This is a genomic window from Pelobium manganitolerans, from assembly GCF_003609575.1.
In the GTDB taxonomy this organism is placed as follows: domain Bacteria; phylum Bacteroidota; class Bacteroidia; order Sphingobacteriales; family Sphingobacteriaceae; genus Pseudopedobacter; species Pseudopedobacter manganitolerans.
Map to the genome: position 1 here is coordinate 1 of NZ_MBTA01000029.1, position 26943 is coordinate 26943.

A 26943-nucleotide genomic window follows, 5' to 3' on the forward strand; every position below is an offset into this window, starting at 1 on the left:
AAAAATTGATAAAAGCCTGCAAATCAGATGATTTCAGGCTTTTTTATTTTAAGGTAAACGCTAAAATATGTAAATACTCTCTATTTAAACGAGAGTATATCGAGAGTATTTAGATAGTACCGGCAGCACTCTCGACTTGGACGGATAACACACTGATAAAGAAGCCGTTCAGTCATCGAACATCTTGATTTTGGTTAGTTGCAGAAATACTTTTGTTTAACTTTTAATCCCAAAATTATGAGTACTTTAGTCCAGCTTCACTTTTATCTTAAAACTCCCAAAGCTTACACCGGTGGCCCTATGCCGGTTTATTGCCGGATCACAGCGGGAGGAAAAAGAACCGAAATCTCGCTCAACAGGAAATGTGAACCCTCCAAATGGTCAAAAAAAACCTGCCGCGCCACCGGAAACCGTGAACCCGAAAGGATGCTGAACAGATGTATCGACCAATTGCAGGTCAAGATCTATGACGCCCAGGAGTTCTTGTCGAAAAATAACGAGACAATCAGCACAATGTCCCTGCGTGATAAAATATTGGGCACAACAGAAAAAGTCCGGACGATATTGGGCGTTTTTGAAGAGCACAATTCAAAGGTAGAAGCGCTGACAGGGAAAGAGTTTGCAGCCGGCACGCTGGAGCGGTACAGAACATCGTTTAAGCATACCGCTGACTTTATCCAATGGAAATACCGCGTAAAAGATATGGATATCAGAAAGATAGACCACCAGTTTATCACCGAGTACGATTTTTATCTGAGGACCGTGCGCAGCTGCGCAAATAACACGGCGGTCAAATACATCAAAAACTTTGGGAAAATCATCCGGATATGCCTGGCGAACGGATGGATCACTGTGAACCCGATGCTGAACTACAAACCGAAAGTCAAAAAAGTGGACCGCGTTTTCCTGACGGCGGAAGAACTGGATGCGCTCAGCAACAAAGAATTCAGGATTGAGCGCGTTGCGCAGGTGCGCGACGTTTTTGTATTTTCATGCTATACCGGCCTTGCTTATGCTGACGTAAAAAAGCTGAAAAAGGAGGAAATTATCAAAGGTGTGGACGGGCACGAGTGGATTTATACGCACCGCCAGAAAACCGACGTGGCCTCGCGGATCCCATTGCTGCCGCCCGCCAAAAAGATACTGCAAAAGTATGAAGACCACCCTAAATCCATTGCAGAAGGAACTGTTCTGCCGGTGCTGAGCAACCAAAAGATGAACGCTTATTTAAAAGAAATTGCAGATACCTGCGGTATTGAAAAAGAGCTCACCTACCATATCGCAAGGCATACTTTTGCCACCACCGTAACGCTTTTGAACGATGTGCCGATAGAGACCGTCTCTAAAATGCTCGGCCACAGCAGTATTAAAATGACCCAGCATTACGCTAAGATTTTAGATGTTAAAATCGGCCGGGACATGGCGCATCTAAGGGAGAAATTTTCTTAAAATTGAGTTTGCAAAGTCCCAGTTAGAGGTTTGACTGGGACTCTTTATGGGTGTTAAATACAGCCAATATTATCTGCATTAGAAAACTCATTACACCTAATATATTTCACCTAAACTATGTGATTTTTCTAGACATCCTGCTTTCTTTTGCGCCTTTTCCTGCGTGTCTTTTTCAGCTGGCACGTCAAGGTTTCGTTACACAAATTCTCCCGCGTTTACGCTCGGTTTACCGTCATCCGAACGTCCTCAGGACAGTCCGGTTGAGGTTGTTTGCCAGCCCGTTCAGGTCTTTCCGTAGCTTGATCAGCTCTTCCATCAGCCCGTCCAGAGAGGCGTTGCGGTAGGTTGCGACTACCGGTTTCTCCAGCAGTATTTTGCGGGCGTAACCGCTCAGCTTCCTCTGCGTGGTCTTCAGGAAAGCTTTATGGATCTGTATCTTTTCGCTCTCGGACAGCCTCAGGTGCAGCCATTGGTTTCTGTTCTGTTTTCTCTCTTTTTCCATTGTCTTTATCTAATAGCTTCCAGCGCCCACGACTCCGGAGTTAGGGCGCCAAAAAAACCGGTTGTGACACAAACGGACATCTTGCCGTTTGCAGGAACGTGGCAAACTGCCATTTTTTGGGGCTGGGGGTTAGAGTTTCAGTGCCTGTTTTGATTTTCTGGAAAAGCCTTTCATAATCAGCCATTCATTAAGGTCGTTGTATGGCCGGTAAAGCTTGCTACAGTCGACAAATTTCGGGGACGATTTTAAAGCGTTATGCGTAATCTTATTGCCGGTGGGGTCATTGTCAAGGTATAGCTCAACTGTTTTGTAACGCTCCAGGAAAGGTTTCGACTTTTCGAACTGGCCGGTGCCGTTGAGGACCATGATGTCATGGAGGACCGGGAACTTGTCTTCAACGGTTACATAGCTGAGGAAATCCATGAAGCCTTCAAAAACTTTTACAGTATTGGAGTTTCTGCAGAAAGTGCTCGAGCTTTTGGGCGCGCTGCTGTATTTGTAGAACGCGCTCCGTATCTCATATCCCCCTAAGTCGTTCTTGAAACCTACTCCCCTGAAGTTGCGCGGACCGACAACAATCCCCACGGTATCCTCATTGAAAACTGGAGAATATTATTGAACAAAAACATCAACCCCATTAATGCACCAGCCAATGAAATCAGCAACTATTAACCTGAGGCCCACACCTATTCCTATCTCTAAGTACCTCTTTCAAAAAATGGAAGCGGTTAAACGCCGAAGTGCCGTCTTTTTGAACAGATACGTTAACGATGCACCTCCCAAAAAAACGAAAGTTCTGTTTGCGGTTTTAGCAGTCTGTTCGTCTGTTAATTGTGTAATCCTTTTGTTGGGAAACAGCCCCTTAAAAGTTTCAAAAATAGTGTTGCCTACGCCAAATGACGCTAAAGTCAGCGTAGATAGTCTTAATAAAATTGAATTTGTATACAAAAACCTCATTAAAAACAAACCATGAAAACTTTCAGTTTAAACCCCACAGCGGCCACAAAAAAACTTTTGTACGTTTTTCCTCTTTTTCTGATTCCTTTTTTGACCCTCTTATTTTGGTTAGCCGATGGTGGACAAGCCGCAAAGGCAACGCTACCTGAAAACAGAAAACTGCTCACAGATTTACCTGCACCAGACCTTAAGGGCAACCGTAACCTTAGCAAAATCGGTTCTTATGAAGAGGCGGAGAAAGATTCCGCCGAACAGCAGAACGAAATCGGAAACGACTTTTGGTTTGGCAAATACTTCGGTCCAACAAGTGGAAATTCCGATTATTCGGAAAGCGGCGTTGGCAGTTTAAACCAGCAAGAAGAACATCTGAACACAAAACTGGAAAAGCTCGAAAAAATTTTAAATGCACCGGCGCCCCAAGCAAACACTACGGACAGAGAACCATTTGCGGACGAGACAACGCACCTTAAGCGATTAGAACCTGACCCAGAAATGGAACAGCTGGACGGTATGCTGAATAAAATATGGGAGATCCAGCATCCAGGCTTGGAGAAAGACAATGCTCCAAAAATGATGATGCGAAAAAGCTTTGAAGCGGTACCTGCAGTAATTGAAGGCAAACAAAAAGTTTCGCAGGGCGCGGTCGTAAAGCTTAAACTATTAGAAGCTGTAGAGATCAACCATACTTTTATCCCCAAGAATCATTTTATTTATGGAACATGCCAGATTACCAATCAAAGGCTTAAAACCAAACTTACGAACATCAGGCTAGGCAACTTGATCATCCCGGTAGATATTTCGGTATACGACCGTGCTGACGGTATGGAGGGGATAAATGTGCCTGATGCTATCTTATCGGAAGCTACAAGAACCGGATCTATCAGTGCTGTGGAAAGCCTGCCGTTATTACCTTTCGATGAGTCGGTACAGGCGCAACTAGCCGGAGCAGGGATATCTGCCGCAAAAGGCCTGTTCACCAAAAGGCAAAGAAAAATCCGCATTAAACTCAAAGACGGCTACCAATTGCTGTTGAAAGACAATACCGTGAAATCTATTTTTTAACTCTTAAACATAATACCCATGAACATGAAAAATTTAGAGTATTTGAGCAACCAAGTGTTTTATTCCGGCTTTGGCCGAGGACTGGAACAGGAATTAAAAGACAAACTGGAACTGGGAGACAAATCGTTTAGCCTGGCCTACAACGGCGAGTACGGAACGGACAAAATATCGGCTGTGCTTAACTTCTCGAAATCTGCTACCAGCGAACTGTATTTCTTTAACAGTTACGATCTGGCTCTGCATAAATCGAACGGAAAGAGCTTGAACCAACGCTTCTTTATCGGCAAAGAAAACAACATTACCCAAAAAGAAGCCTACAATTTACTATCAGGGCGCGCCATCTATAAAACCTGGACAAAACTGGAAAAGGTTGGCGAAGGTACCGAAGTAAAATATCAGCCGACGGAGGAAAAATATGACGCATGGTTGCAGCTTGACCTCGCTACCCCGGATGAACACGGAAATTATAAAGCACAGCGCTACCACGAAAATTACCATTATGACATTGAGAAATCAATCGACGATCTCGGTTTTTCGTCCGGCCAGAATGCCCTATCAAAAGAACAATTGATAGAGTCTTTGAAAAAAGGAAACAGGCAGGCAATGGTGATGATGGACGGAGATAACTCTGTAAAGATATTTATAGAAGCGAATCCGAAGGAACGCACTTTAAATGTTTATGAACCGAAACCAAAGCAAGAGCTGGAGAAAGCAGCTAAAATTCCTTCAGAAACCACGGTCAAAAAAGATGGCAAAAAGCAGAAAAAACAGAGCGTGTGAAATAAAGGATGATTTCTTTTTGATGCCTTTGAGGAACTTCCTCGAAGGCATTAAAAAAGACCCGCGCATTAGGACCACGCACACCGCTTTGTATCTGACTTTGTACGGATTATGGCTAGAGAACAACGCTGCCGCTTTCTTTCCCGTGCCCAGAGCTGTTGTAATGCAAAAAGCAAAAATATCCAGCAAAGCAACCTGGCACCAAGCGATAGCTGAACTTGACGAATACGGTTACCTGAAGTACTGCCCTACCCGGCAAAAAACAAATGTGAGTACCGTTTCACTTTTAACACAAGAACCATGAATATTGAAATATTGACAAAAGCAGATTTACAGACCTTCAAAACCGAGCTACTGAACGACATCAAACAACTTTTCACCAACAAAAACTCCGATAACCAAAAATGGCTGAAAGGAATTGACGTAAGGAAGCTGTTGAATATTTCCGCCGGAACCTTACAGAATTTAAGGATAAATGGAACGCTGAACCCGTCCAAAATTGGCGGAACCTTATTTTACAACAAGCGCGAAATTGAGAAAATGCTGGAGGCTAACCATGGATAGTATATTAAATGCTTTTTTAGAAAAGGCAAAAAGCGAACCCCAAATCGGGGCTACACATATCAGTCTTTTTTCAGCGATACTCTCGCTGAAAAAAGCTGGCTGTGAATCCTGCATCGTATGTCGGAGGGTGTTAATGAGGTTGAGCAAAATCAAATCTTTTTCAACTTACCATAAGTGCATTCACGATTTGGTAAAGATGGAATCAATTGTTTACACGCCATCTTTTGAGCCAAGCGGGAAGACGAGGGTGAGGGTTTGTGGTTAATGGTTTAAATTAACATAAGTTAGGTTAAGAACCAACCATTAGTTTTTTGATCCTGTTGCTCGAATTGAATGCTAAGAGAAGAGCGTCAAACGAATTAAACAGGAAGATGTCTTGTCGCCGAGCAACGCCTTGCGTGATGCGGCTTTCAAATGTCTCTAAGTCGTCGTTCACAAGTTCAATTGTAGTTCCTTTTCAGCATGATTTTCTCCGTTTAATTCAGCTTTGCCCTTTTCATCTTTCTCAGCTTAGTCGCAAACCGAAAAGCAGTTCGGCAGAAGCGGACCGCAACAGCAATTTCAGAAAATGGTCGTAGAAAGTCGTCCCCTTAAACGAGCCCCGTAGCTGTGACTTTATACAGTCCGCGTAAAAGGATTAAATCTTCCTAACCGGTCACTGCGGAACAGCAACATCAAACTGATCATCTCGTGTCCGTGTATGCCTGCCTTTCGGTTGTGTCTGTCCAAGTTCCTGCCTTGATACGCATGTCCTTCAAGATTGGAAGAATTTCTTTGCATAAACCGTCTACTTTGACAAATATTTTTCGGACTTATCTCTAAGCATATCAAGTGTATTTTTGGCTTAAAATCTATTTCTTAAAACTTTAGGTATACTGAACATAAGTTAGATTATTTAAGTACCGTAAAATTAAAATTCAAGTTTCTCACATCTGTGAAAAGCGGCAAATTTGTCACTAGCATGGCAAACCATTGTTACAGCTTAATGTATATTTTTTTCCTATCCATTACATAGGCAACAATCCACATTACGATCATGTAAACAATTGCAAACATTAACGACGCATTCTTTTCATTGAAGTAAGGCGAGAACAATTGGCCATATATTAGATTCTTAAGCGAAATATCATTAAAATTTACAAGGTGCAGAATAGACATAGCAATGCCCGATAAAGCATAAATAAAAAGAGGATTTTTACCAAAGACCTCAAAAAAATAACTCCATTTTGTAAAGTTTAGAAAATCGATCACTACAAATAAAAACGTTAAAACCAACAGTGACCAGCCACCGCTAAATAGAACATATGAACTGCTCCATAAAGGTTTGTTTATAGGAAACGCAGTGTCCCACAGATAGCCTAAACCAATCATCAATAGACTTGCTATAAATAACAACGGAACAATTTTTTTAGGCTGTTTTACCTCCTTAATTACAATTCCCGTTAAATAGCCGATTATAACTGTTACTATCGAGGGGAGAGTACTCACTAACCCTTCCGGATCGAAGGGAACGCCATAATGCTGGTAAAGATGACGCTCCCCGAATATATAAACATCAACCTTTCTTACCAAATTACTTTCAAGACTTAGCGGTGATGGAAAATCTCCAAAAAATTGCAACAGTGGCCAATAGCCCAATAAGATGATTAAGCCAATCCAAGCGATTAAGCGCCAACTAAAGTAGTACGCTAGAAGAGTCGTGACAAGATAGGTAAGAGCTATGCGCTGAAGAACACCAAAAATTCGATAGTCAGAAGGCTTAGCAAAAACAATGTCATCACCAATGTAACTATAAAAAGGGAAATTGCTGATTATGAATCCGATTGCATAAATTAAAAAAGATCGAATAAGCACCTTATTAAAGAAAACTGTTGCTTCCATGTTCTTTAACTTGTCTATGGTAAAACTTATAGCAATACCTACGATTACAAGAAAGGCCGGAAAAACAAGATCTGTACCTGTGAAGCCATTCCATTTTGCATGACGAAGTTGTCGGTAAACTGCGTTATGGTTTCCTGCATTGTTAACTAATATCATAAATGCTATCGTTAGCCCACGAAAAACGTCTAAAGTTAAAAACCGCCCTCCATTTGTTGCCATGATTTTGAGATTTTATTATTAAAAAAACTATATGATATAAAGACCTAGTTGGGCTCTTATTAGTAAGAAGTATCTTTTTTTGATAATTCAATCGCGGAACGTCCAAAAGTTTAAACGTACGAGGAATTAGAAGATTTTTGCTTACGTGCACTTAAATAGAACCAAATCAAACCCAAGACCGCCACGGCAACCCCCGCTAAACACCCAATTGCTGGCGAGAGGCTAAAACCTTCTGGCGCAATCAATAAATAGCTGGTTATGACCGCAGTCATGAAAGAGGCGGGAACTAAGGCGATGATATATTTTTTTTTGTTTTTGTAAAGATATATAGTAATCGTCCACAGAACTATTGTAGCCAAAGTTTGATTAGTCCATGCAAAATAACGCCACACTATCCCAAAATCCAGTTGCATCAATAGAATAGCAATAGCAAATAGTGGTATACTTATTAAAAACCTATTTTTTAGAAGGTCCTGGCGTTGTTTGAAAATATCCGCAATAATGATTCTAGCGCTCCTAAAGGCTGTGTCACCAGAAGTTATAGGTGCCGCTACTACTCCTAATAAAGCCAATATACCTCCTAAGCTACCTAAAAGAGAGTGGGATATCTCATTAACTACAAAAGCCGCATTCCCCTTTTGGGCCGTCATCACCGCATTCAGATCACTAGGTCCTCCATAAAAAGACATTCCTATTGCCGCCCATATTAACGCGACTATACCTTCTGTAACCATCGCACCGAAAAAAACAGGGCGTCCCTGTTTTTCATTGGTCATGCAACGCGCCATGAGCGGTGATTGCGTGGCGTGAAAGCCCGAAATTGCGCCACATGCTATTGTCACAAACACAAACGGAAAAATTGGAAATGAATCGGGCTGGTTGTGGAAGTTACGAAGGGTATTGAAATTCACTTCAGGAACCTGTATTTTATTGACGAACATCATCGCTAAAATCCCAAATGCCATAAATAGTAGTGCTACCCCAAATACCGGATAGATTTTGCCAATCAGTTTATCTATTGGTAATATTGTAGATAGGACATAGTAAATAAAAATTATCGCCACCCAAAACATAGTACCGCCAAACCCATCCGCAATGTCTACCAAAATCTTTGCAGGTCCCATAATAAAAACTGTACCTACCATAATTAGTAAGACCACCGAAAATAAACGCATAAAGTGCTTCACGTTGTCTCCTAAATAATACCCACAAATTTCGGTTATACTCTCTCCCTTATGCCTAATAGAGAGCATTCCTGAAAAATAATCATGGACGCCCCCTGCCAAAAGCGTTCCCAACACAATCCACAAAAAAGCTACCGGCCCCCACATGGCTCCCGCTACAGCACCAAATATGGGCCCTAAGCCTGCGATGTTTAAAAATTGAATTAAAAATATCTTCCAAACCGGTAAAGGGACAAAATCTACTCCGTCCTGTTGCGCTATTGCCGGAGTTGCACGGTTTGGATTTACACCAAAAATACCTTCGCAAAATTTGGATATTAAAAAATAGCCCACAATTAGGACAAAAATTGAAATAAGGAAAGAAATCATAACGGCTCTAGGTTATCTGAACGCTAACTTATTAAATTTTATTTATAAGTTCTCGAAAATATTTAGCCTTATAAAAATCTTTTAGCATAAAATTTTTAGTGAACTGTAAATCACTATATTTGAAAAAATCACTAAGCTCAAAAAAATTTACCGAATATCTGTGTTTGCTTAAGATAATGGGCTTATAAATAACCTTTAACTGAAAAAGTTATGACTTTTTTTGATGAGCTAGTGAATGAGAACATCACTGGCGTAGCATATAAAAATATTAATATTAAAAAGTCTGTGTTATCTTATTTTGCTAATACAGGGAATTCAACGATCGCAGAATTATGCAAGGAATTGGGACTCAGCGCTCCAAAAATCAACAATATATTTACTGACTTGATTGAAGATGGGTTGGTTAAAGCTTATGGCAAAGTTGACTCAACCGGCGGCAGACGCCCAAAAATTTATGGTTTAGTGCCAGAGTCAGCTTTTTTTATTGGTGTCGATATTAAACAAGACCATATTAACATTGGCGCTTCCGACTTACAGAAAAATATTATTAAGCTGCTGGATAACCAACCATTTTTACTCACCAACGAAAAAGAATCGCTACAAAAGCTATGTAAACTTATCAAATCTTTTATCAAAGAGCTAAACGTTCCTAAAGATAAAATTTTGGGAATCGGAGTAAATTTAAGCGGGCGCATTAATTATGCAACTGGCTATAGTTATAGCTTTTTTCATTTTGATGAAGAACCTTTGAGCAAGATTATGGAACGTGAAATTGGCTATAAAACGTTCTTGGAAAACGACTCGCGTGCAATGGCTTTTGGAGAGTTTAATTCGGGAATTGTGAAAGACGAGAAAAACGTGCTATACCTCAACTTGGATTACGGTTTAGGGATGGGAATTATGATTAATAGCCAATTATATTATGGCAAATCCGGGTTTGCGGGCGAATTTGGCCATATCCCTATCTTTGAAAATGAAATTATATGCAGATGTGGCAAAAAAGGATGCTTAGAAACCGAAGCCTCGGGCTGGGCATTGGTAAGGATGTTTAAAGAAAGACTGCGCAATGGTTCCTCTTCGCTGATTAGGACAGAAATAGATGATATAGACCTAAATGCAATTATTGATGCCGCAAATAATGATGACACCTTAGCAATAGAATTGATAGCTGAAGTGGGCAGCAATTTAGGAAGAGGAATTGCTCTACTAATTAACGTGTTTAACCCCGAACTTATACTCATGGGCGGTATACTGTCGTCAACCGGCGAGTATCTTCGCTTACCTATTAAAAGTGCCATCAATAAATACTCCTTAAGCCTTGTACATGCCGACACGCAACTAAAAACGTCTAAACTTGGAGAGAGAGCGGGCGTTATTGGTGCATGCCTTTTGGTTCGCAACCGTTTGTTGGCATTGCACTAGCAATCGCACAAACTGACTGGAATATTTATTGCTAAGCCTCCTTCGGCGGTCTCTTTATATTTTGCATTCATATCCAGTGCGGTTTCCCACATGGTTTTCACCACATCGTCTAAAGAAACTTTAGCAAGATCCGGACTACCATTAAGCGCAAGCTGAGCTGCTGTAATTGCTTTCATTGCGCCCATTGTATTCCGTTCTATGCAAGGTATTTGCACCAGTCCAGCTACCGGATCACAGGTAAGCCCAAGGTGGTGTTCCATAGCTATTTCGGCAGCCATTAAACATTGGCCGGGGCTACCGCCCAAAACCTCTGTTAAGGCAGAAGCAGCCATAGCAGAACTCACGCCTATTTCGGCCTGGCAACCGCCCATGGCGGCAGATATTGTTGCACCGTTTTTGAATATAGCGCCTATTTCAGCGGCATTAAGCAAAAAATCTTTAATCTTCCGCTCCGAAGAGCCTTTGCAAAAAATAATATAGTACAACAAAACTGCTGGGACTACGCCAGCCGAGCCATTTGTCGGCGCGGTTACTATACGACCAAAGTTTGCGTTTTCCTCATTTACAGCAAGTGCAAAACAACTTACCCATGCCAAGGTGTATTGGAAACCATTGCCACTATTGCGGATGGCTGTTAACCAGCTAGAAACATCCAAGTAAAGCTTACCGGCTAAAAGCTGATGGTTATGTATGGCCGCCCGTCGCCGAACGTTTAAACCTCCGGGTAAAACGCCTTCAGTATTACAGCCTTTATACACACTTGCTAACATCATCTGCCAAATATGGTCTAATTCGGCATAAATGACATTTTTGTCTTTTTTAACTTTCTCGTTCTCTAAAACTACGGCACTAATAGATAGCCCGCTTTTATTACACCACTCTAGAAGCTGTGTCGCATTATTAATCGGATATGGTACTGTATTTTCGTGGTCTTCAATTTTTTCTTCAGATTCTTTCTGAATCATACCTCCGCCCATAGAGAAATAAGTTTCTTGTAAAATATGCCCGCCAATGCTAGCTTTAAAAGTTAGTCCGTTGGGATGAAAGTCCAATGTTTCGTCTTTCAAAAAAACAATATCGTTTTTTACAGAAAAAGGAACAGTATGTTTGCCAGCCAACAATATTGTTTGGCTTTGTGTGATATTTTCGATTTCAGCATTGAGCGTATTTAAATCCATCTCTACCGGATCGAAGCCCGCTAAACCTAGGGTAATAGCTTTGTCTGTTCCGTGACCAACACCGGTTTTAGACAAAGAACCGTACAAAATCACGGTGATAGAAGATACCCCTGAAAAAGCCCCGCACTTTTGTTTTATAAGTTTAAGAAAAGCCTGCGCTGCTCTCCATGGCCCTAATGTATGAGAGCTTGATGGGCCAACACCCACCTTAAGAATATCAAAAACAGAAACGCGAGATTGTATCATTTAGTAATGTAAAACTTATGTATGGCCTAATTTAGTTTTCGGTGTAATGCAGCCGGATAAGTATCACCGGTTGCCGTACCTTCACCGTTCATGTAAGCACCATAGGTGATGCTATCTCCAAAGCAGATTATTTCCATATCTGGCTTTAACAACTTATTATGTTTTAAGTAGCGATAAATTTTATCCGCGATAAACTTATACCCTTTTTCTGTAGGATGTATGCCATCTGCAATACCTTTGTTGCACTCATTTATAATCAAAGATTTACATGAGCCGTTAGGCGACCCTACATTTGTAAAAGCTTGATAAATATCAATAAAATGAAGACCCAGAGAATCTGCATAGTTTTTCTGAAAAGCATTAATTTTAAGAATCTTGTGGTTTGGATTTTCTGTAAAAAGCGTACGCACATGGCGCTGAAAAAGGTAGCCGGTATCTATAGGAGGCGAAGATAACAAGATGGGGATTATTCCACACGACCGCATTTTTGAAACTAGGGTATCATAGTTTTTACGATAAACTTCATAAGATATAAACTTTTTAGAATTAACCATATCATTTGTACCTACCATTAAAATAACCATATCCGACGACTGGGCAATCACGTCCTTATCAATCCTTTTTAATAAATCAGCAGAGTTGTTACCTCCAATACCCTTGTTCACCACAACGCGCTGTGCCTGTGCTACAAAGAATGTTATAAGCAAACAGCAGGTAACCCATACCTTCTTTTGGCACAACATCTTAATTACTTATGGTAACGGTTTGACTTCCGCGCCCTTGCGCGTTAAATACTCTTAATTTTATAATGCCCCGTTCTTTTATCGGCTCATGATATTCTTGATCTGAATATGTAGGTATATCACCGTTCACCGTATAAACTATTTTCATAGATGGTATTTGAACATTTGCGTGTACCTTCCCATCTTTCACTATAGCTCCGGGCTTTGGTATTCGATATAAAAAACCGCCGGTATATTGATCTAAGAAAGGCAACTCTTTTTGCCCTATACGATTAACAAATTTGTTCCAATCGTTTAAGTAGGCGCGGTTAGCCTTAACACTGTCTGGTTCCGCTGCCCAATTTGGGTCTGCAGCCCAAGCTCTTTCTGCAAAGCTTAAAATTCTAGGTGCAAACAAATACTCCACTTGTTCATTGCTTCTTACATTCTCTGACCATATTAATGCTTGCAAACCCACAATATTGCTTTTGCCAAAATCTGTTAGCCGGTGATTGCTTCCAAGATCAGTGTTGAAATTATTTGTGGTTCCAAAGCTTGTTTTGTAATAATCAAATGGAACAAATTTAAAAGGACCATCTAAATCAGAAAATGCAGCCCAATAAGTACCTAGTTCATCAAAATCTGGATATGCGGCCATGTCTAAATAAAAGTTGGTAGCGGGCGCTAGCACTGTTTTATAGCCGGCATTCGCCAATCGGTAAGCTAAATCTGCCCCGCCTAAATTGTTCCACACATATGCGTGGAAATTCTCATCTACAAATTGCGGATTAGGTATGTACCTCAGCCTACCATCAAGTTTCGTTTTCCTTAAGGCAACTTCCTCCCAGCCAGACAAGTATAAATCACGCTTTTGTAGAATGGCGTTCACTTTGCCGTAAAAATAATACCACAAATCATCAACAGACTGCATCGTTGCATCTGATTCTAAAAGCGTTACAACCGCCGGAGATTTTTCCCACACCCCAGCCGGAACTTCATCACCACCCATGTGTATAGTTTTTAGCGGTGCTTCGGCTTCTTTATATATCTCTACAACTTCATCAATCACTTTTTCGATGAAATTATAAGTCGATGGTAAGGCAACGTTAATTACATTATCGGTCCATTTTTGTACGGAGCGGTAAACGGAACTGTCTTGCAAATCTGTTAACAGGTATTTTTCCGCTTCCTCTTTAGCATCACTTAACATCAGACGCTTATACCGGCTTTCCATAGATTTAATAGCCGCCCTTGCATGCCCAGGAGTCTCTATTTCTGGAATAACCTGAATGTGCCTTTGTGTGGCATATTTTAATATATCCATAAAATCGGCTTTGCTGTAAAAACCACTGCCCGGCAACTTGTTTATGCTTGGCCCAGAAGCGTAAGATGGGGGAAGGCTATTAAGATTATCGGCGGTATGTCCGCGCTGCGCGCCAACCTGAGTAAGTTCGGGTAAACCCGGAATTTCAAGTCGCCAGCCCTCATCATCATTTAAATGGAAATGGAATACGTTTAGTTTATAAAGCGCCATTACATCCAATAGCTTTTTCACCTCTTCTTTCGGATGGAAGTTTCGTGCGACATCAAGCATAAAGGCACGGTAGCCAAAGCGTGGACTGTCCGAAACTTTTAAAAACGGCAGCTTTACTACTTGCTGTTTGCCAACAAAGGCTTGGGCAGGAATTAAACTTTTTAACGATTGGATACCGTAAAAAACGCCGACGTTTGAAGATGCCGAAATACTGATTCCGTCGCGGGTAATATTAAGTAGGTAAGCTTCTGGTTTGAGCGTGTCTTGCTTTACCAATCTGATGCTGTTTTTAGCGTTTTTGTTTGTAAATGAAGGTTTTAGTCCAAAAATATTTTGAAGTTCTTGCTGCAACAAATCGCGTTCTGCATTAAATGCCACATCGGCAACGATAGAGGTTTTGTAATTCAACTTAAAAATCCCCTTTCCCATAGCAATATGTCGCGGTGTAGGAAATATTTTGGAAATACTGTCTGCAGGCAGTTTGGTAATCCCTAAATTTCTTCTATATATATCTTCCGGTAAAAGATGTTTGGTGTAAAATGCCTCATTAAGTGGCAACACGGTTATTTCTTCTAGCGGAAAGCCCATAGTTGGGTTATTATCCCAAACCAGATAGAATCCGCCCGGCGCATCCCTAAAATTGATGGCTCTACCGCTTGCGGTGTAAGGAATTTCCACTTTTTCGCCTGGCGCCAGTGGCACAAATCGTTGTTGCGGAATAATCCGATTTAAATCTCCGTTAATGCTTTCCCAAACAACGGTTTTTGGAGTGTGATACACTGTGCGGCCGTAATTAAGGTAAAGTTTCCAACCGGAGGCAGGCAATGTCTGGGTTGATTGGTTAATAATGGTTAACAAGGCATGGATCTTAGCCTCATCTTCCTCTACCCCTGTAACCTGCCAAGAAACTTTCAATTTTGAAACGTCAATATCCTGCGCAAAACATGTAGCGCTTGTTAATAGCAGTAAAAATAATATTCTAAGCATTTTGAGATAATTTATAACAACACAAACAAGCTGAAAGGTGCTATTCAGTATTATTACCAAGTTCTAAATTTAATTTTTGTTGTCGCCGAGCGATTATGTCGGCAAGGTCTGTATAAGCCTTAAACACCAATGGATCATTTGCGGTAGCCATCTGCATCCAAGCCCCCCCACCTTCATAATAAGATACGGAAGGGGAATCCCAAACACCATATTTATCAAATAAATTGATGTAATCATAGAACCGATCTATAAAACCAGGCTTAAATATTTTTGCGTCAAACTCCATTTCCATTGACATTCCGTGATCTCGGGCGAAAGTAAGTGCTCTGCTCATGATATAAATTGACTTATCCAGATCAAAGAAGTAATTAGGTTGTTGGTAAGCAATGTCAAAGCCTACTTCCTTCCATTGCTCTGCATTAGGAGCATAGTTGTACGGTATCCAACAAATTTTGTGCTTAGTCTGATGCACATAAGCAGTGACAGAAGAAATAATAGAAAGATCATATTTTGCGGACTCTGGAATCCAATAAAAGCCGGCCAGTTCTAAATATTTAAAGTTTTTATTTTTAAATTGCTCGATAGTTTGATCTACATACCACTGTACGGCTCTTAGGCGATCTGCTTCGTTGTCAAAATCCAGTTCTTGCTTATTTAAAGCGCCCCACTTTGTACCAACAATAGGGTTTGGTATTCCAAAAAATATTTTTCTTTTTGACGGCACACTATGTCCTGCATTGTGCAAGCTGTCCAATACTTTCTCAATAGCTGCAGGCCCATAAATCGCTGAAAAATTTTTGTGGATTAACCATTCCCACTCAGCTTTTGTTGGTTTTAAGGTATAAGATGTTGCCGAGCCAAAATCGTAAGCTTTTTTATTGATTTTTGCCTGGATTTCTAAAAAAAGAAAGGTATCAAATAGCCAATCCAAACCGGTCGCATTGGGGCGAAAGACGTAGTGCTTTATTTCCGCCGTATTCCAAAGAGGCCTTTGCTCACCACCGTGGTAAATTAAAACCATATCAGAACTTCGGGAAGCAGAGGGGATTGGCTGCTTAGGCAGGTTGCCGTCCTCCTTCTTTTTCTGGCAGGCGAAGTTTAACAGCAACAACGCAGCAAGCGCCAATACAATAGGTTTTTTCATAATCAGAAGGCTTTAAGATTTTATTTATTGAACATATCCTTTAGCGCAATAGGTAAAGAACCTCGCCTCTTACTTTCTGATGCGGCATCCATAAATGCAAGTATCTCCAGTGTTTCTGCACTAGACACAGGCGAAACACCTGTGTCAAAGAACTTGATGATTTCCAATAAAAGTGGCTCGTAGCCGGTATATGGGCCTAGTTGTACCACTCCTTTTTCACATATACATGTACCACCGAATACAGCAGGGCCTGCTGGCATACCGGTAAATGTTGCTACTCTCCCATCATCCCATATCCCTGTAACTACATCTGCCTGGGACGTGGACACACTGGTTACGGTTTTGCAACCGGTGCCCATTACCGCAAACAAAGTTTCTACCCCATGAATGCCGTACCAATATAAATCTGGATGGGTAGTCTCTTTTATGGCCGGGCTGTAACTAGTAGCTGCAGTAATTTTTCCGTACTCGCCCTTAGCTACCGCCTGTACATTTGGCATATAACGCAAAGAGGACGATGAAAATACGGGCACATTTTTTTTTAAAGCTAGGTCGAAAATTTTCTCGGCATCTAAAAGAGAAGCCGCTATAGGTTTATCAATGAATAACGGTTTGCGGGCATGAATAACCTGCGAGGCTTGGGGCAAGTGCATCCTACCGTCGTTTGTTTCTAAAAGCACTACATCAACCTGTCGCAATAACTCTGTGATAGAACCGGTAATGCCTACACCCATCTGACGTACTTCATCAACGTATTTCGGGATTCGCTCTGCTGCACTAGTTATGGTCTGCGTACCATACGGATAAGCAACCACAACCTTATAATGCTGATAACGCTCTGGATTTCCGTTTATAGCTTTGGTAAAAGCTACGCTGTGAGAGGTATCTAAACCTATAATACCTATTTTTTTTGAAGAGGACTGCCGAGGAATTTCTAAAGCAAAGGACGGGGTTAAACTAAATGATAGCCCCGCTATACCTGCCTGTTTTAAAAATGTTCTTCGTTTTAAGCCTCTCACTGTTGCCTTCTTTTATTACTAACGTTTATCAATGAGCAAACCGCTCTCTTAAATATTAATAGCCCGGGTTTTGCACCATGTTGCGGTTTTTATCCCTTTCTTTCTGATCTATAGGAAACAGATAATTAGGCTTCAAAAATTTCAGTTTACTGTTAGCGTGATTAATAGGTACTACTTCGTAATTGAAATCTGTTAAGTTTCCGGCCGTTTTTTGTGTAACCTTCATTGCTGTAAGTTGCAAACCGTTGTATAACTGTTCTGCCACTTTCCACCGCCTTACGTCCCAAAAGCGTTGCTCTTCAAATACAAACTCCATACGGCGTTCGTGCATAATGGCTTCGCGCATTTCTTCTTTGGTCATATTTGCTTTTAGTCCATATAAACCATCAGAACCTTCAATAATACCGGCGCGTTTTCTTAACAGTTTAATCATATCATAAGCCTTATCTGTTTCGCCAAGTTCATTACTTGCTTCTGCGTAAGACATCAGTGTTTCCGCGTATCTAATCATTGGCAAACAACGCTCGGTATTAGGCCCACCGTTCCACATGGTGTTTTCTTCCTGCATTTTTCGCCAGAAATAACCGGTGTGATACTTCCTATTCTGGAAACCATCTAAATACGCGCCAACGTAGGTATAAACAGGGATTTTAGCATTCACAGGCCCATAATACCATGGAGTACCGTTGTAAGCGATGGTATAGTTAAATCTTGGGTCTCTGTTTTCAAAAGGCTTCTCTGGATTATAGCCAGAACCGGCCTCTGACCGGCGCTTGCCATTGATCATCCCAAAAGCTTCTGCCAAATTATTTGTTGGCATAGAACGTAGAGATGAGTTTCTGCTTGGCGCAAAAAAATCTGCTTCTAACTCGCGGTTTTGAGGTAAGTTATACTGGAAAATATATTCAGAGTTTTTTCTGTGTAAAAACACCCTACTGAAACTATAGCCCGGCGGGTTGCTTGCCGCTTCAGGGTCTTCATACAATTCATATTGATTTAGCTTCATTACCTCAAAAGCTGCTGATTGCGCCCTTCGCCACCTGTTCTCATCAAAATTGGTATAACCAGCAACAGCTATTTGTTCTGGTGACGCGCCCAGTTCTTGTCCTATGTTGCCACCATTGAACAATGGACTTGCTGCAAAAAGCAATACTCTGGCTTTTAGCGCCAAGGCAGCTCCCCTCGTTACTCTTCCAAAATCATTAGGGCGAGTGTCATAATTTAAAGGTAGTATGGGCGCTACGGCATCCAGTTCATTTACGATATAAGAAACTGTTTCATCATAACTTGCTCGTTTTTCGGTAAACATATGTTCAGAGTCAATCACTTGGTCGCCCAAAAGTGGTACTCCTCCAAAATATTTCACCAATATAGAATAATACCAAGCTCTTAAAAAACGCGCTTCAGCTTTAATGCGGGCAAGCGTTTGTGGCTGCATTGGGGTGCGGCCTTCCTGTACGTTTGCTAAGAAAACATTTAGCCTACGGATGTTGGCGTATGGTGTAGCCCAAGATGACTTGTATGCGCTACTTAAAGCAGGCGACAACGTACCGTCTACAATAGTGTGTATGGGTCCGTTATTTTCCACAGCGCTAATGCCGTCATCAGAAGCATCCGTGTTACCACTTCGGGTAGAGCCATATTTTTTGTATTCCCAATTAAAAGCTATATCCGCATAAGAACCATTAAGAAACTTCATTGTTAAGGTACTGTCTGCAAAGGTTTTCTCGGGCGTAATCTCGGAAGTCTCTGTAGGATCCAGTAAATCACCGGCTTTCTTACAAGACGTTGCTACGAGACCTAATGTTATAATTATTAAATATATCCTCTTCATAACTATTTTAAAAAGTAACCTGTAAGCCAAAATTCCAAATTCGCTGTTGCGGATAGCTTTGTACGTATGTGCCTGACACACTTTCTGGATCAAGATTATAAACGTTTTTCTCTTTAAGCATCCAAGTGTGCAAATTATTACCGTTTGCATACACTCTTAAACCTTTTAAATAAATATGTTGAACAAGCTTGTGAGGCAATGCATATGAAACTTCGGCGCTTTTGATACGTAGATAGTCCGCCCGCTTATCCCAAAAGTTAGAAACATAGGTGTTAGGGTCGTTTACGGTACCCACCCAATTCGGCAAAATACGCGGCAAAGTAGCATTTGGATTTTCCGGAGTCCAGGTATCTAAATGTATCGGCCTCAAATTGCTGTTAAACGGCACTATTTGGGTTGATATTGCGCGCATAGTAAAATTTGCGGCGGCCTGTAAGGTTAATGCCAAACTTATTCCTTTGTACGAAACTGCAAAGTTTGCCCCGTATATAGTATTGGGGATATTAGAATAAGGTAAAATCATCCTGTCAGTCGCATCGATTATTCCGTCGTTGTTTAAATCCTTGTACCGCAAATCACCAGGTCCAACTGGTATTCCGGGCTTTACACTTGTAGCTATGTTCTCTGGAGTATAAAAGCCATCAAACACATAACCCAAAGTGCGGCCTAAAGGCCCGCCTGTTTGTGCCTGGTAAGGAAACTCAGGTACTGCCTCATCAGCCTCGATGATGGTACTTTTGGCTACCGACACGTTACCGTTGATAGAGAAATATACCTCTTTCACTTTATCTCGGTACGTAGCATCAATTTCAAAACCTTCCGTTTTTAATTTCGCATAATTTGCCACTCCAAATCCTACTCCTGCATATTCTGGCACACTTTGTCTGGCTCTAAGGATATCGGTTCTTAGCCTGCTAAATACATCGGTTGTTAAACGCAACTTCCCTTTAAAAGCATTTAGATCTAAACCTAAGTTTTTAGACTCTTCTTTTTCCCATCTCAGATTTGTATTAGCCAACGCCCCCTCGGATAAGCGACTCTGATTATCAGCAGTGCTATTATATGTTTCGCCAAAATTGTAGGCTCCAGTAGCTTCCGTGTATTTTTGTGATTCATAGGATCCCGCCGCACCCGCGCGTTCGTCATCGCCTACCAATCCGTAAGAAGCTCTGATCTTGAATAAGTCGATAAACTTAATGTTATCTTTAAAAAAATTCTCTTCCGCAATATTCCACCCTACAGAAGCCGCGGGGAAAAATCCATATCGATTCTGTTTCGGAAATTTATCACTACCATTGTAACCCATAGAAAGCTCAACGATGTATTTCAATTGATAATCATAACCTGTTCTAAAAGAAAAGCCTCTAAAACTTTCTGGAATAGTTGCGCCCGGTGTTCTAGTATATTGGTTGTACAAAACGAGTCCGTTAACATGGTGTTTTTTGTCAAAGGTGCGGTCGTAGCTTAGATTACCTTGAAGGTTTATCCTTCTGTTCATTCTGCCGGGGTCGCTAGATACTGTCATTACGGGAAGACGCAGGGTTGCCGGATCAAAAGGGCTATACGTTTCTGTTTTTGAATCGTACACAAACGAAGGGAAAGAACCCCGTTTCAGCTCTCTGGTATACGAATTTGCGTTACTATAGCCAAATACAGCTCTGGCACTTAAGCCTTTGGTTATGAAATCTAGCTTTTGGCGGGCAGTAACGTTTGTAACAATGCCGTTTTCATTCGCTCGTTCGTAACCCAAATAGGTCATCCGTCCGACAATATTGTAGGCTAAACGCGCCAGCTGGCTTGAATTATTGCCTCCATACGAGCCGTCTGGATTATAAATAGGGTAAGCAAAAGGAGGCAAACGCTTATAATCATTCAATTCAAAGAAAGGATTGTTTGAGGTTCCACGCAACCAAGGCTGGTTTTGCTCGCCCATATAACCCGACATATCAACTGATAGATCAAACGTTTTTGTAGCCTTAATATCTACATTTGTTCTAAAGTTATACCGTTTATAATAATAATTAGAATTAAAACCAGTTTCATCGGAAGAAAAATCTTTCATGATTCCGTTTTGGTATAACTGTCCGAGCGTTACAAAATATTTAGCTTTATCCGTACCGCCAGAAATGTTTAGGTTATTGCGTACCTGATTTGAATTTTTGCGCAAAATAACGTCAGACCAATCTACATCCGGATGTCCATACGGATCTGTTCCGTTTTTAAAATGGTCTAAATCTTCTTGTGTCCAAACGTTCGGGGTTCCGGCGTTAGCTGCGGCCTGGTTTGCCAAAGTAGCTACCTCATAAGAGTTTAAATATTTGAATTTAAACGTAGGTGCTTGTAAACCTGTTTCTGACCGAAAACTAATTTGTGGCTTACCGGCAATTCCCCTTCTAGTAGTGATGAGTACCACCCCGTTTGCGCCTTTTGCACCATAAATGGCGGTAGTGGCCGCATCCTTTAAAATGGTGATACTCTCTACTTGGTCAGGGTCAATATCACTCAGTGGTTGGCCAAACTCAATATCATCTACAATTACCAGCACGTTTACCTGGCCTGTATAGCTGTTGGCTCCTCTAATATTGAAACGCGCTCCGTCTGAACCTGGTTGCCCGGAAATTTGTTGACTTGCAAAACCCGGCAAACGCCCCATTAAAGTATTTTGTAAACTTGCTGAAGGATTTTGGCGAATTTCTGCGCCGGTAATTTGGCTGGTTGCGCCAGTTTGCGTAATCTTTTTCTTAGTTCCGTAGCCTACGACTACCACCTCTTCTAAACCTTTGGTATCATTTTTTAGGTTAATGCTTATCGTAGTTTTACCCGCTATATCAACTTCTTGTTGTAAATAACCAAGTAATTTAACTATTATAGTACTACTATTGCCTTTTAGTGCAAGTCTAAATCCGCCGTCCACTGCGGTGACAGTCGCATTTGATTCGATTCCTTTTTCATATACAATTGCGCCGGGTAAAGGACCAGAGCTATCTGTTACTGTGCCAGCGACAGTTTTTTGTTGTGCTTGAACGTTTAACAGGCTCGTAGCCAGTAAGCAGAATACAAATAATATAAATCTTCTCATTTCAAAACTAATTTTACCAGCCTTCATTTTGAACCAAATTTGGGTTGCGAAGGATTTCGACATTTGGAATTGGATAGCTGTACATCTTTGGGGAATCAAAAGCAATCGAATCGGCTTTAAAACGCTCATAAGTTAGAGTGCTACCTGTTTTTATAATCTTCATACCCATCAAATCCTGATTAAAAAGGGTTTCTGCAAGTTTCCATCTTCTAACATCCCAATAGCGTTGCTCTTCCATAAAAAACTCTAGCCTGCGCTCTTTCTGTATAAAGTCGCGTGCCTGTTCTTTAGTCATAGTTGCAGGGATGCCGAAATCGTTTGATACAGATAAGCCGGCGCGTTTACGAATGTCGCGCAACACGTTAAACACGGCAGCCGGAGGGGTGGTATTGGCTTCATTAAGTGCCTCCGCATACATCAGCAATATATCGGCATACCTGAAAATTTGGAAATTTACGTGTTGCAAACTATACTCAAATGACGTCTGAAAGTTAAAGTTCATATACTTTTTGCTATAATAACCAGTTCTTGTCTGGTACTGTCCAGCAATATTAGGCTTATCTAACCCGCCTTCGTATGTTTGTACATCGCGCCTTAACCATTGCTTCCCATTTAAAAATACCGCACGTTCTAAGCGAGGGTCTCTATTATCATAAGGCTTTGCCGGATTATAGGAAGGGTCTGTAATGGGATTGCCGTTAATCATAGGGAAGGCATCTACCAAGTTTTGCGTAGGGCTAGTTAAACCTTTACCTTTCGTGTTTGCTTCATTAAAACCAATCAACCCATTGTCTAACATCAAATCTCTGGTGGTTGGGCGTAGATATGCAAAAATCATTTCGGTATTTCTGCGCTGGATAAAAATGTTTTGGATAGGAGCCAATTCATAATAGTTCAAATCCATAACATCTTTGGCAGCATCGGCAGCTTTTTGCCAACGCGAAACATCATAGCTGGCATAACCTTGATAAGGAGCACTTGGTGTTGAAATAGCTATGTTACCGCCATTATATAAGGGGCTTGCTGCGTAATTCAACACTTTGGCTTTAAGCGTTAATACAATCCCTTGTGAGATACGGCCCCAATCGCCATTATCAATAGGGTCTTTTCGGGTAATGTCTTTTATGGCATCACATTCAGAAACTATGTAGTTTACGCACTCTTCAAATGTGTTTCTTTTGAGATTGATTTTATCTGTCGGCTTAAAAACAGTATCTCCAACAATTGGTACGCCACCATAACGCTTCAACATCTCAAAGTAAAACATAGCGCGTAAAAACCTAGCATCAGTTTTCCAGTAAGCCTTTTTTTGAGCGCCTGTTGGCACAACATCAATTTTGGAAAGAAAAATATTCACTTTGCGAATACCCTCATAGCCACTGGACCAAAATTCATCCGGATTTGATGCCGAACTATTGAGCCTTCCTTTACCCCGTAATACTTCAATAGAACCGTTAATATTTCTGGACGAGATGGCATCGTCTGTTGCAGATGCTAAAACATCTCCGCCTATTCGGTTAAATCCAGAAGGAAGATGCGTGTAAATATTATTTAAAAATTGTTCCGCTAAAACACCTGTTTCATCATTCGGATCAAATACATAATCTTCAGTAAACTCGTCTAAGGGTTTGGTCTCGGGGTCTTTGTTACAACTTGTATATACGGCAACTACCCCAGCCAGCAAAAATATATATAATAACTTCTTCATCTTATAATCAGCTTAAAACTTAATATTTATGCCTCCGGAAAGTGTGCGTGGAATTGGATAACCCCCAGAGTTGCTTTCGGGATCTACTTCTTTAAATTCTGACCAGGTTAATAGATTTGCGCCATTGAAGAAAATCCGCGCAGTTGCAATTCCGGCTTTTCTGGTAACTTTTGCCGGTAAAGTGTAACCTACTTCTAAGTTCCTTAAACGCATATAGTCACCCGATTTTAGCCAGTAGCTTGAATTAACTTCGTTGTTCGGATTTGCACCTACTGACAATCTTGGATACGATGCAGTTGTCGCATTTTCGGGAGTCCAACGCCCTAAATGATGTTCGAAAGCTTGTCCTTTCCCATTGTTAGTGAACTCAAATACGTTGGCACCTGTAAAAAAAAACTGTCTGTTTTCTACCCCTTGTATGAGCGCACTAAAATCAAAACCTTTAATATCAAACCCTAGATTTATGCCGTAAAATGTTAACGGACGGCGGTGACCGATAGGCGCTACATCACGCGAGTCTATTGTTCCGTCTTTGTTTAAATCGCGATATTTTATATCTCCGGCGCGCGCAGTGTAACCTGCAATAACCGGGCTTGAGGCGGCTTCTGCATTGGTTTGAAACAGTCCTTCTGCGATATAACCAAAAGGCTGCCCGCCAGGCAAACCAGTTCTTACCTGCCAAGGATATTCTCTAGGTGCCTCATCGATAAATGTGTTGATGCTGCGGAAATAGCTGATGTTTGGTTGTATAAAGTAATTGAATTTTCCGATGTGGTCTTGATAAGTCAGCTGAAATTCCATTCCATTTCTTTCCAACTTGCCAATATTTACCAATGGGTATGCAGCACCTAAAATTGCCGAACCAGTATTGGGTCTTTGCAATAAATCGTAGAAATGGTTAACAAAATATTCAACTGTTGTCCCAAGCTTATTGTTAAAAAATCTGGCATCGACGCCTAGATTCAGTTTTTTAGCTTTCTCCCAAGTAATATTTGGATTGGCAAGGCTTGCCTGTATAATTCCATTTGCGCCTGTAGGAGTAGTGCCAACGTTATATCCTGCGCCCCTAGCGTAATTTTGCAGATAGGTAAATCTTCCGGCGCTAACATTACCGGTTAAACCATATGAGCCTCTAAGTTTTAGATAGTCAATAAAAGGCACGAACTGCATAAAACGCTCCTCAGTTATATTCCAACCCAAACCAATGGCTGGGAAAAAGCCATAGCGCCGTCCTTCTGCGAAACGCTCCACCCCATTATAACCGAAAGCTACATCTAACAAATATTTTTCTTTATAATTATAAGATGCTTTTGCTGCAATACCACGGTAGTTTTCTGGCAGTAACGAACTGTAAGACATCTTGTCGTTACTTGCTTGTAAATAAGCATCAAAGCCGTGCACGCCAATTCTTCTTTGGTATCCCAACGCAAACTCGCCGTATAAAGATGAGTTTCTACCGGTCACTGTACCAATGTTACTCATAGGAACCCCAACTGCACCTCTTCTTGTGTAGGTAGTATCGCCTGCTGCGTTCACCTGCATCTCAAATACTTCTTCACGCTTTGCCCTGTTAATGTTCTCAAATAAATAGGAATTATAAGCAACCAGCGCCTTTGCGTACAAACCTTTGGTTAGAACATCTAATTTTGCTTTTAAATCTACGTCGACCTTAAACTCAACTTGGTTATATAAACGGTAACCCGATCTAAAAGTTTGCCCGTAAATATTACTTAGATAATTATCTGTGCCGGCCAAAGAACCATTAGGGTTAAAAACAGGAATGGCATTTGCCGGCGTGCTCAACAAATTAGAAAATATCGTTGGCACCGTTGCCCCTGGTTCGTTCCCGTTTTGAATTTGCGCTCCTAAACGAACGCTTGAGGTAAACATCTTACTTAAATCAATACTTGCATTTGACCTAAAGCTGTATCTTTTAAAATCTGCATTGGTATTGTAGCTGTTCTTTGGATCGGTGCGAAACAAACCACCTTGATCTAGATAATCCAGATTAACAAAGTAATTTGAAGTTTTTGCACCACCACTTACGGCTAAGTCGAAACGGCTGAAAGCGGCATTATTCTTCAACACCTGATCGTACCAATTAACGTCCGGGTAAGTAAAAGGATCAGAGCCGTCTCTATAAGCTGCCAAAGCTTCTAATGAGTATAATGGCGATTTATTATCGTTGGCAAGAGCCTCATTGTACAGAGTAGCATATGAAAAAGCATTTAACGATTTAGGGAGCACAAGCGGCGTTTGTATACCACTTTGAACCTTAAAAGATATTTTTTGCGCTTCCTCTCTACCGCGCCTGGTAGTGATGTAAAGTATGCCATTTGAGGCGCGCATGCCCAACATTGCCGTAGAAACGGCATCTTTTAACAAGGTGATAGATTCAATTTGTTCGGGGTTAATCGCACCAAAGCTTTGTGGCGTACCATCAACCATAATGAGCGGCGTTGCTCCTCTTAAACTTAGCGATACGGCATCAGCGCCTGGCTCTCCGCTAGACTGATTCGTAAACAATCCCGGCATTCTCCCTACTAACAAACCTCCGGTACTTCTGGAGTTGGTTAACTCTAATTGCGAAGTATATATCTCGCTTATAGCTGCGGTAGAAAGCTTACGCTTCAAGGCGCCCGTGTAAAGCGTCTGGTAGGTAGTGTCTGCTCCTAAAGGATTATCTTTTAGATAAACTATTAAGCTATCTGCACGCTCAATTGTTTTTGCGAATGCCAGATAGCCCTGCGCAATTACTTTTAGTTGCTGTCCTTTTGCTAAACTCAGCGTGAAATTGCCTGCGCGGTCTGTGCTGCTTGCTAGTTTTCCGTTTGCATAAATCTTAGCCTGATAAATGGGCATATCAAAGGCTTCAGATTTTACAACTCCACTTAGCTTAATAGATTGTGCCGTAACGAAGTGAGACGAGGCGAATAAGAGCAGTAAGGCCATAAAGCACTTTTTTCGCAAGTAAACATCAATCATAAAAATATGGTTTTAATTGGTGTGTTCTAATGAACTCTCTTAATTGAACAATTAAAGATATCAATTCTTTTTAATAAAAGTATAGATAAATAAATAAATTTTTAAAATTTATTAAAAA

The 26943-nt window shown here is 41.1% G+C and carries 19 protein-coding genes; 6 read left to right on the forward strand and 13 right to left on the reverse strand.

Features of this window, described 5'->3' with window-relative positions; translation table 11 throughout:
* Nucleotides 1–237: 237 nt before the first annotated feature.
* Nucleotides 238–1449, forward strand: coding sequence for a site-specific integrase (locus tag BCY91_RS15630; protein ID WP_120180570.1), 1212 nt, complete (start codon nt 238–240; stop codon nt 1447–1449).
* Nucleotides 1450–1681: 232 nt separating this feature from the next.
* Here BCY91_RS15630 and BCY91_RS15635 read toward each other — a convergent pair whose 3' ends face one another.
* Both BCY91_RS15635 and BCY91_RS15640 read right to left on the reverse strand, forming a co-directional pair.
* Complete coding sequence (locus tag BCY91_RS15635) at nt 1682–1951, reverse strand: plasmid mobilization protein (protein WP_182995291.1); 270 nt, start codon at nt 1949–1951, stop codon at nt 1682–1684.
* Nucleotides 1952–2080: 129 nt separating this feature from the next.
* Nucleotides 2081–2536 carry a toprim domain-containing protein gene (locus BCY91_RS15640; RefSeq protein ID WP_120182989.1) on the reverse strand — a complete coding sequence of 152 codons (456 nt, stop codon included), beginning with the start codon at nt 2534–2536 and terminating at the stop codon, nt 2081–2083.
* A gap of 384 nt (nt 2537–2920) precedes the next feature.
* On the opposite strand from BCY91_RS15640, the gene traM reads away from it, so the two are divergent.
* The 4 genes from traM to BCY91_RS15665 are packed head-to-tail and all read left to right on the forward strand — an operon-like array spanning nt 2921 to nt 5314.
* Entirely contained in the window at nt 2921–3970 is a 1050-nt protein-coding gene (gene traM, locus BCY91_RS15650; RefSeq protein WP_120182991.1) for a conjugative transposon protein TraM, read from the forward strand.
* Nucleotides 3971–3994: 24 nt separating this feature from the next.
* Complete coding sequence (locus BCY91_RS15655) at nt 3995–4750, forward strand: hypothetical protein (protein ID WP_120182992.1); 756 nt, start codon at nt 3995–3997, stop codon at nt 4748–4750.
* Nucleotides 4719–5054 (forward strand): hypothetical protein, encoded by a 336-nt coding sequence (locus BCY91_RS15660; RefSeq protein ID WP_147387951.1) that lies wholly within the window; start codon nt 4719–4721, stop codon nt 5052–5054. The genes BCY91_RS15655 and BCY91_RS15660 overlap by 32 nt, the downstream gene beginning before the upstream one ends.
* Complete coding sequence (locus tag BCY91_RS15665; protein ID WP_120182994.1) at nt 5051–5314, forward strand: helix-turn-helix domain-containing protein; 264 nt, start codon at nt 5051–5053, stop codon at nt 5312–5314. The genes BCY91_RS15660 and BCY91_RS15665 overlap by 4 nt, the downstream gene beginning before the upstream one ends.
* Before the next feature lie 975 nt (nt 5315–6289).
* Here the strand turns inward: BCY91_RS15665 and BCY91_RS15670 are convergent.
* The gene (locus BCY91_RS15670) at nt 6290–7414 is read right to left on the reverse strand and encodes an acyltransferase family protein (protein WP_120182995.1); all 1125 of its coding nucleotides are present in this window, start codon (nt 7412–7414) and stop codon (nt 6290–6292) included.
* A gap of 110 nt (nt 7415–7524) precedes the next feature.
* Entirely contained in the window at nt 7525–8967 is a 1443-nt protein-coding gene (locus tag BCY91_RS15675) for a carbon starvation CstA family protein (RefSeq protein WP_120182996.1), read from the reverse strand.
* 210 nt (nt 8968–9177) lie between these two features.
* Here BCY91_RS15675 and BCY91_RS15680 point away from each other — a divergent pair, with 210 nt between their 5' ends.
* Nucleotides 9178–10389 (forward strand): ROK family transcriptional regulator, encoded by a 1212-nt coding sequence (locus BCY91_RS15680; RefSeq protein ID WP_120182997.1) that lies wholly within the window; start codon nt 9178–9180, stop codon nt 10387–10389.
* On the opposite strand, the gene BCY91_RS15685 is transcribed toward BCY91_RS15680, so the two are convergent.
* From BCY91_RS15685 to BCY91_RS15725, 9 genes are read right to left on the reverse strand one after another with little or no spacing between them, the layout of a single operon-like run.
* Nucleotides 10386–11813 (reverse strand): L-serine ammonia-lyase, encoded by a 1428-nt coding sequence (locus BCY91_RS15685; protein ID WP_120182998.1) that lies wholly within the window; start codon nt 11811–11813, stop codon nt 10386–10388. The two genes, BCY91_RS15680 and BCY91_RS15685, sit on opposite strands and share 4 nt — an antisense overlap.
* A 26-nt stretch (nt 11814–11839) precedes the next feature.
* Nucleotides 11840–12556 (reverse strand): SGNH/GDSL hydrolase family protein, encoded by a 717-nt coding sequence (locus BCY91_RS15690; protein WP_120182999.1) that lies wholly within the window; start codon nt 12554–12556, stop codon nt 11840–11842.
* 1 nt (nt 12557) lies between these two features.
* Nucleotides 12558–15056, reverse strand: coding sequence for a family 20 glycosylhydrolase (locus BCY91_RS15695; protein WP_120183000.1), 2499 nt, complete (start codon nt 15054–15056; stop codon nt 12558–12560).
* Nucleotides 15057–15096: 40 nt separating this feature from the next.
* Nucleotides 15097–16200 (reverse strand): DUF4855 domain-containing protein, encoded by a 1104-nt coding sequence (locus BCY91_RS15700; RefSeq protein ID WP_120183001.1) that lies wholly within the window; start codon nt 16198–16200, stop codon nt 15097–15099.
* Nucleotides 16201–16220: 20 nt separating this feature from the next.
* Nucleotides 16221–17219 (reverse strand): Gfo/Idh/MocA family protein, encoded by a 999-nt coding sequence (locus BCY91_RS15705; protein WP_120183002.1) that lies wholly within the window; start codon nt 17217–17219, stop codon nt 16221–16223.
* Between the two features lie 55 nt (nt 17220–17274).
* Entirely contained in the window at nt 17275–19053 is a 1779-nt protein-coding gene (locus tag BCY91_RS15710) for a RagB/SusD family nutrient uptake outer membrane protein (protein WP_120183003.1), read from the reverse strand.
* 7 nt (nt 19054–19060) lie between these two features.
* Nucleotides 19061–22132 carry a SusC/RagA family TonB-linked outer membrane protein gene (locus BCY91_RS15715; RefSeq protein ID WP_182995414.1) on the reverse strand — a complete coding sequence of 1024 codons (3072 nt, stop codon included), beginning with the start codon at nt 22130–22132 and terminating at the stop codon, nt 19061–19063.
* Between the two features lie 13 nt (nt 22133–22145).
* Nucleotides 22146–23840 (reverse strand): RagB/SusD family nutrient uptake outer membrane protein, encoded by a 1695-nt coding sequence (locus BCY91_RS15720; RefSeq protein ID WP_120183005.1) that lies wholly within the window; start codon nt 23838–23840, stop codon nt 22146–22148.
* Between the two features lie 12 nt (nt 23841–23852).
* Nucleotides 23853–26792, reverse strand: a complete 2940-nt coding sequence (locus BCY91_RS15725) for a SusC/RagA family TonB-linked outer membrane protein (protein ID WP_182995415.1) — start codon at nt 26790–26792, stop codon at nt 23853–23855.
* Nucleotides 26793–26943 lie beyond the last annotated feature (151 nt).

Coding starts and splice junctions, on each gene's coding strand:
- BCY91_RS15630 (WP_120180570.1), top strand. CDS start 238: ATGAGTACTTTAGTCCAGCTTCACTTTTATCTTAAAACTCCCAAAGCT.
- BCY91_RS15635 (WP_182995291.1), bottom strand. CDS start 1,951: ATGGAAAAAGAGAGAAAACAGAACAGAAACCAATGGCTGCACCTGAGG.
- traM (WP_120182991.1), top strand. CDS start 2,921: ATGAAAACTTTCAGTTTAAACCCCACAGCGGCCACAAAAAAACTTTTG.
- BCY91_RS15655 (WP_120182992.1), top strand. CDS start 3,995: ATGAAAAATTTAGAGTATTTGAGCAACCAAGTGTTTTATTCCGGCTTT.
- BCY91_RS15660 (WP_147387951.1), top strand. CDS start 4,719: ATGGCAAAAAGCAGAAAAAACAGAGCGTGTGAAATAAAGGATGATTTC.
- BCY91_RS15665 (WP_120182994.1), top strand. CDS start 5,051: ATGAATATTGAAATATTGACAAAAGCAGATTTACAGACCTTCAAAACC.
- BCY91_RS15670 (WP_120182995.1), bottom strand. CDS start 7,414: ATGGCAACAAATGGAGGGCGGTTTTTAACTTTAGACGTTTTTCGTGGG.
- BCY91_RS15675 (WP_120182996.1), bottom strand. CDS start 8,967: ATGATTTCTTTCCTTATTTCAATTTTTGTCCTAATTGTGGGCTATTTT.
- BCY91_RS15680 (WP_120182997.1), top strand. CDS start 9,178: ATGACTTTTTTTGATGAGCTAGTGAATGAGAACATCACTGGCGTAGCA.
- BCY91_RS15685 (WP_120182998.1), bottom strand. CDS start 11,813: ATGATACAATCTCGCGTTTCTGTTTTTGATATTCTTAAGGTGGGTGTT.
- BCY91_RS15690 (WP_120182999.1), bottom strand. CDS start 12,556: ATGTTGTGCCAAAAGAAGGTATGGGTTACCTGCTGTTTGCTTATAACA.
- BCY91_RS15695 (WP_120183000.1), bottom strand. CDS start 15,056: ATGCTTAGAATATTATTTTTACTGCTATTAACAAGCGCTACATGTTTT.
- BCY91_RS15700 (WP_120183001.1), bottom strand. CDS start 16,200: ATGAAAAAACCTATTGTATTGGCGCTTGCTGCGTTGTTGCTGTTAAAC.
- BCY91_RS15710 (WP_120183003.1), bottom strand. CDS start 19,053: ATGAAGAGGATATATTTAATAATTATAACATTAGGTCTCGTAGCAACG.
- BCY91_RS15715 (WP_182995414.1), bottom strand. CDS start 22,132: ATGAGAAGATTTATATTATTTGTATTCTGCTTACTGGCTACGAGCCTG.
- BCY91_RS15720 (WP_120183005.1), bottom strand. CDS start 23,840: ATGAAGAAGTTATTATATATATTTTTGCTGGCTGGGGTAGTTGCCGTA.
- BCY91_RS15725 (WP_182995415.1), bottom strand. CDS start 26,792: ATGGCCTTACTGCTCTTATTCGCCTCGTCTCACTTCGTTACGGCACAA.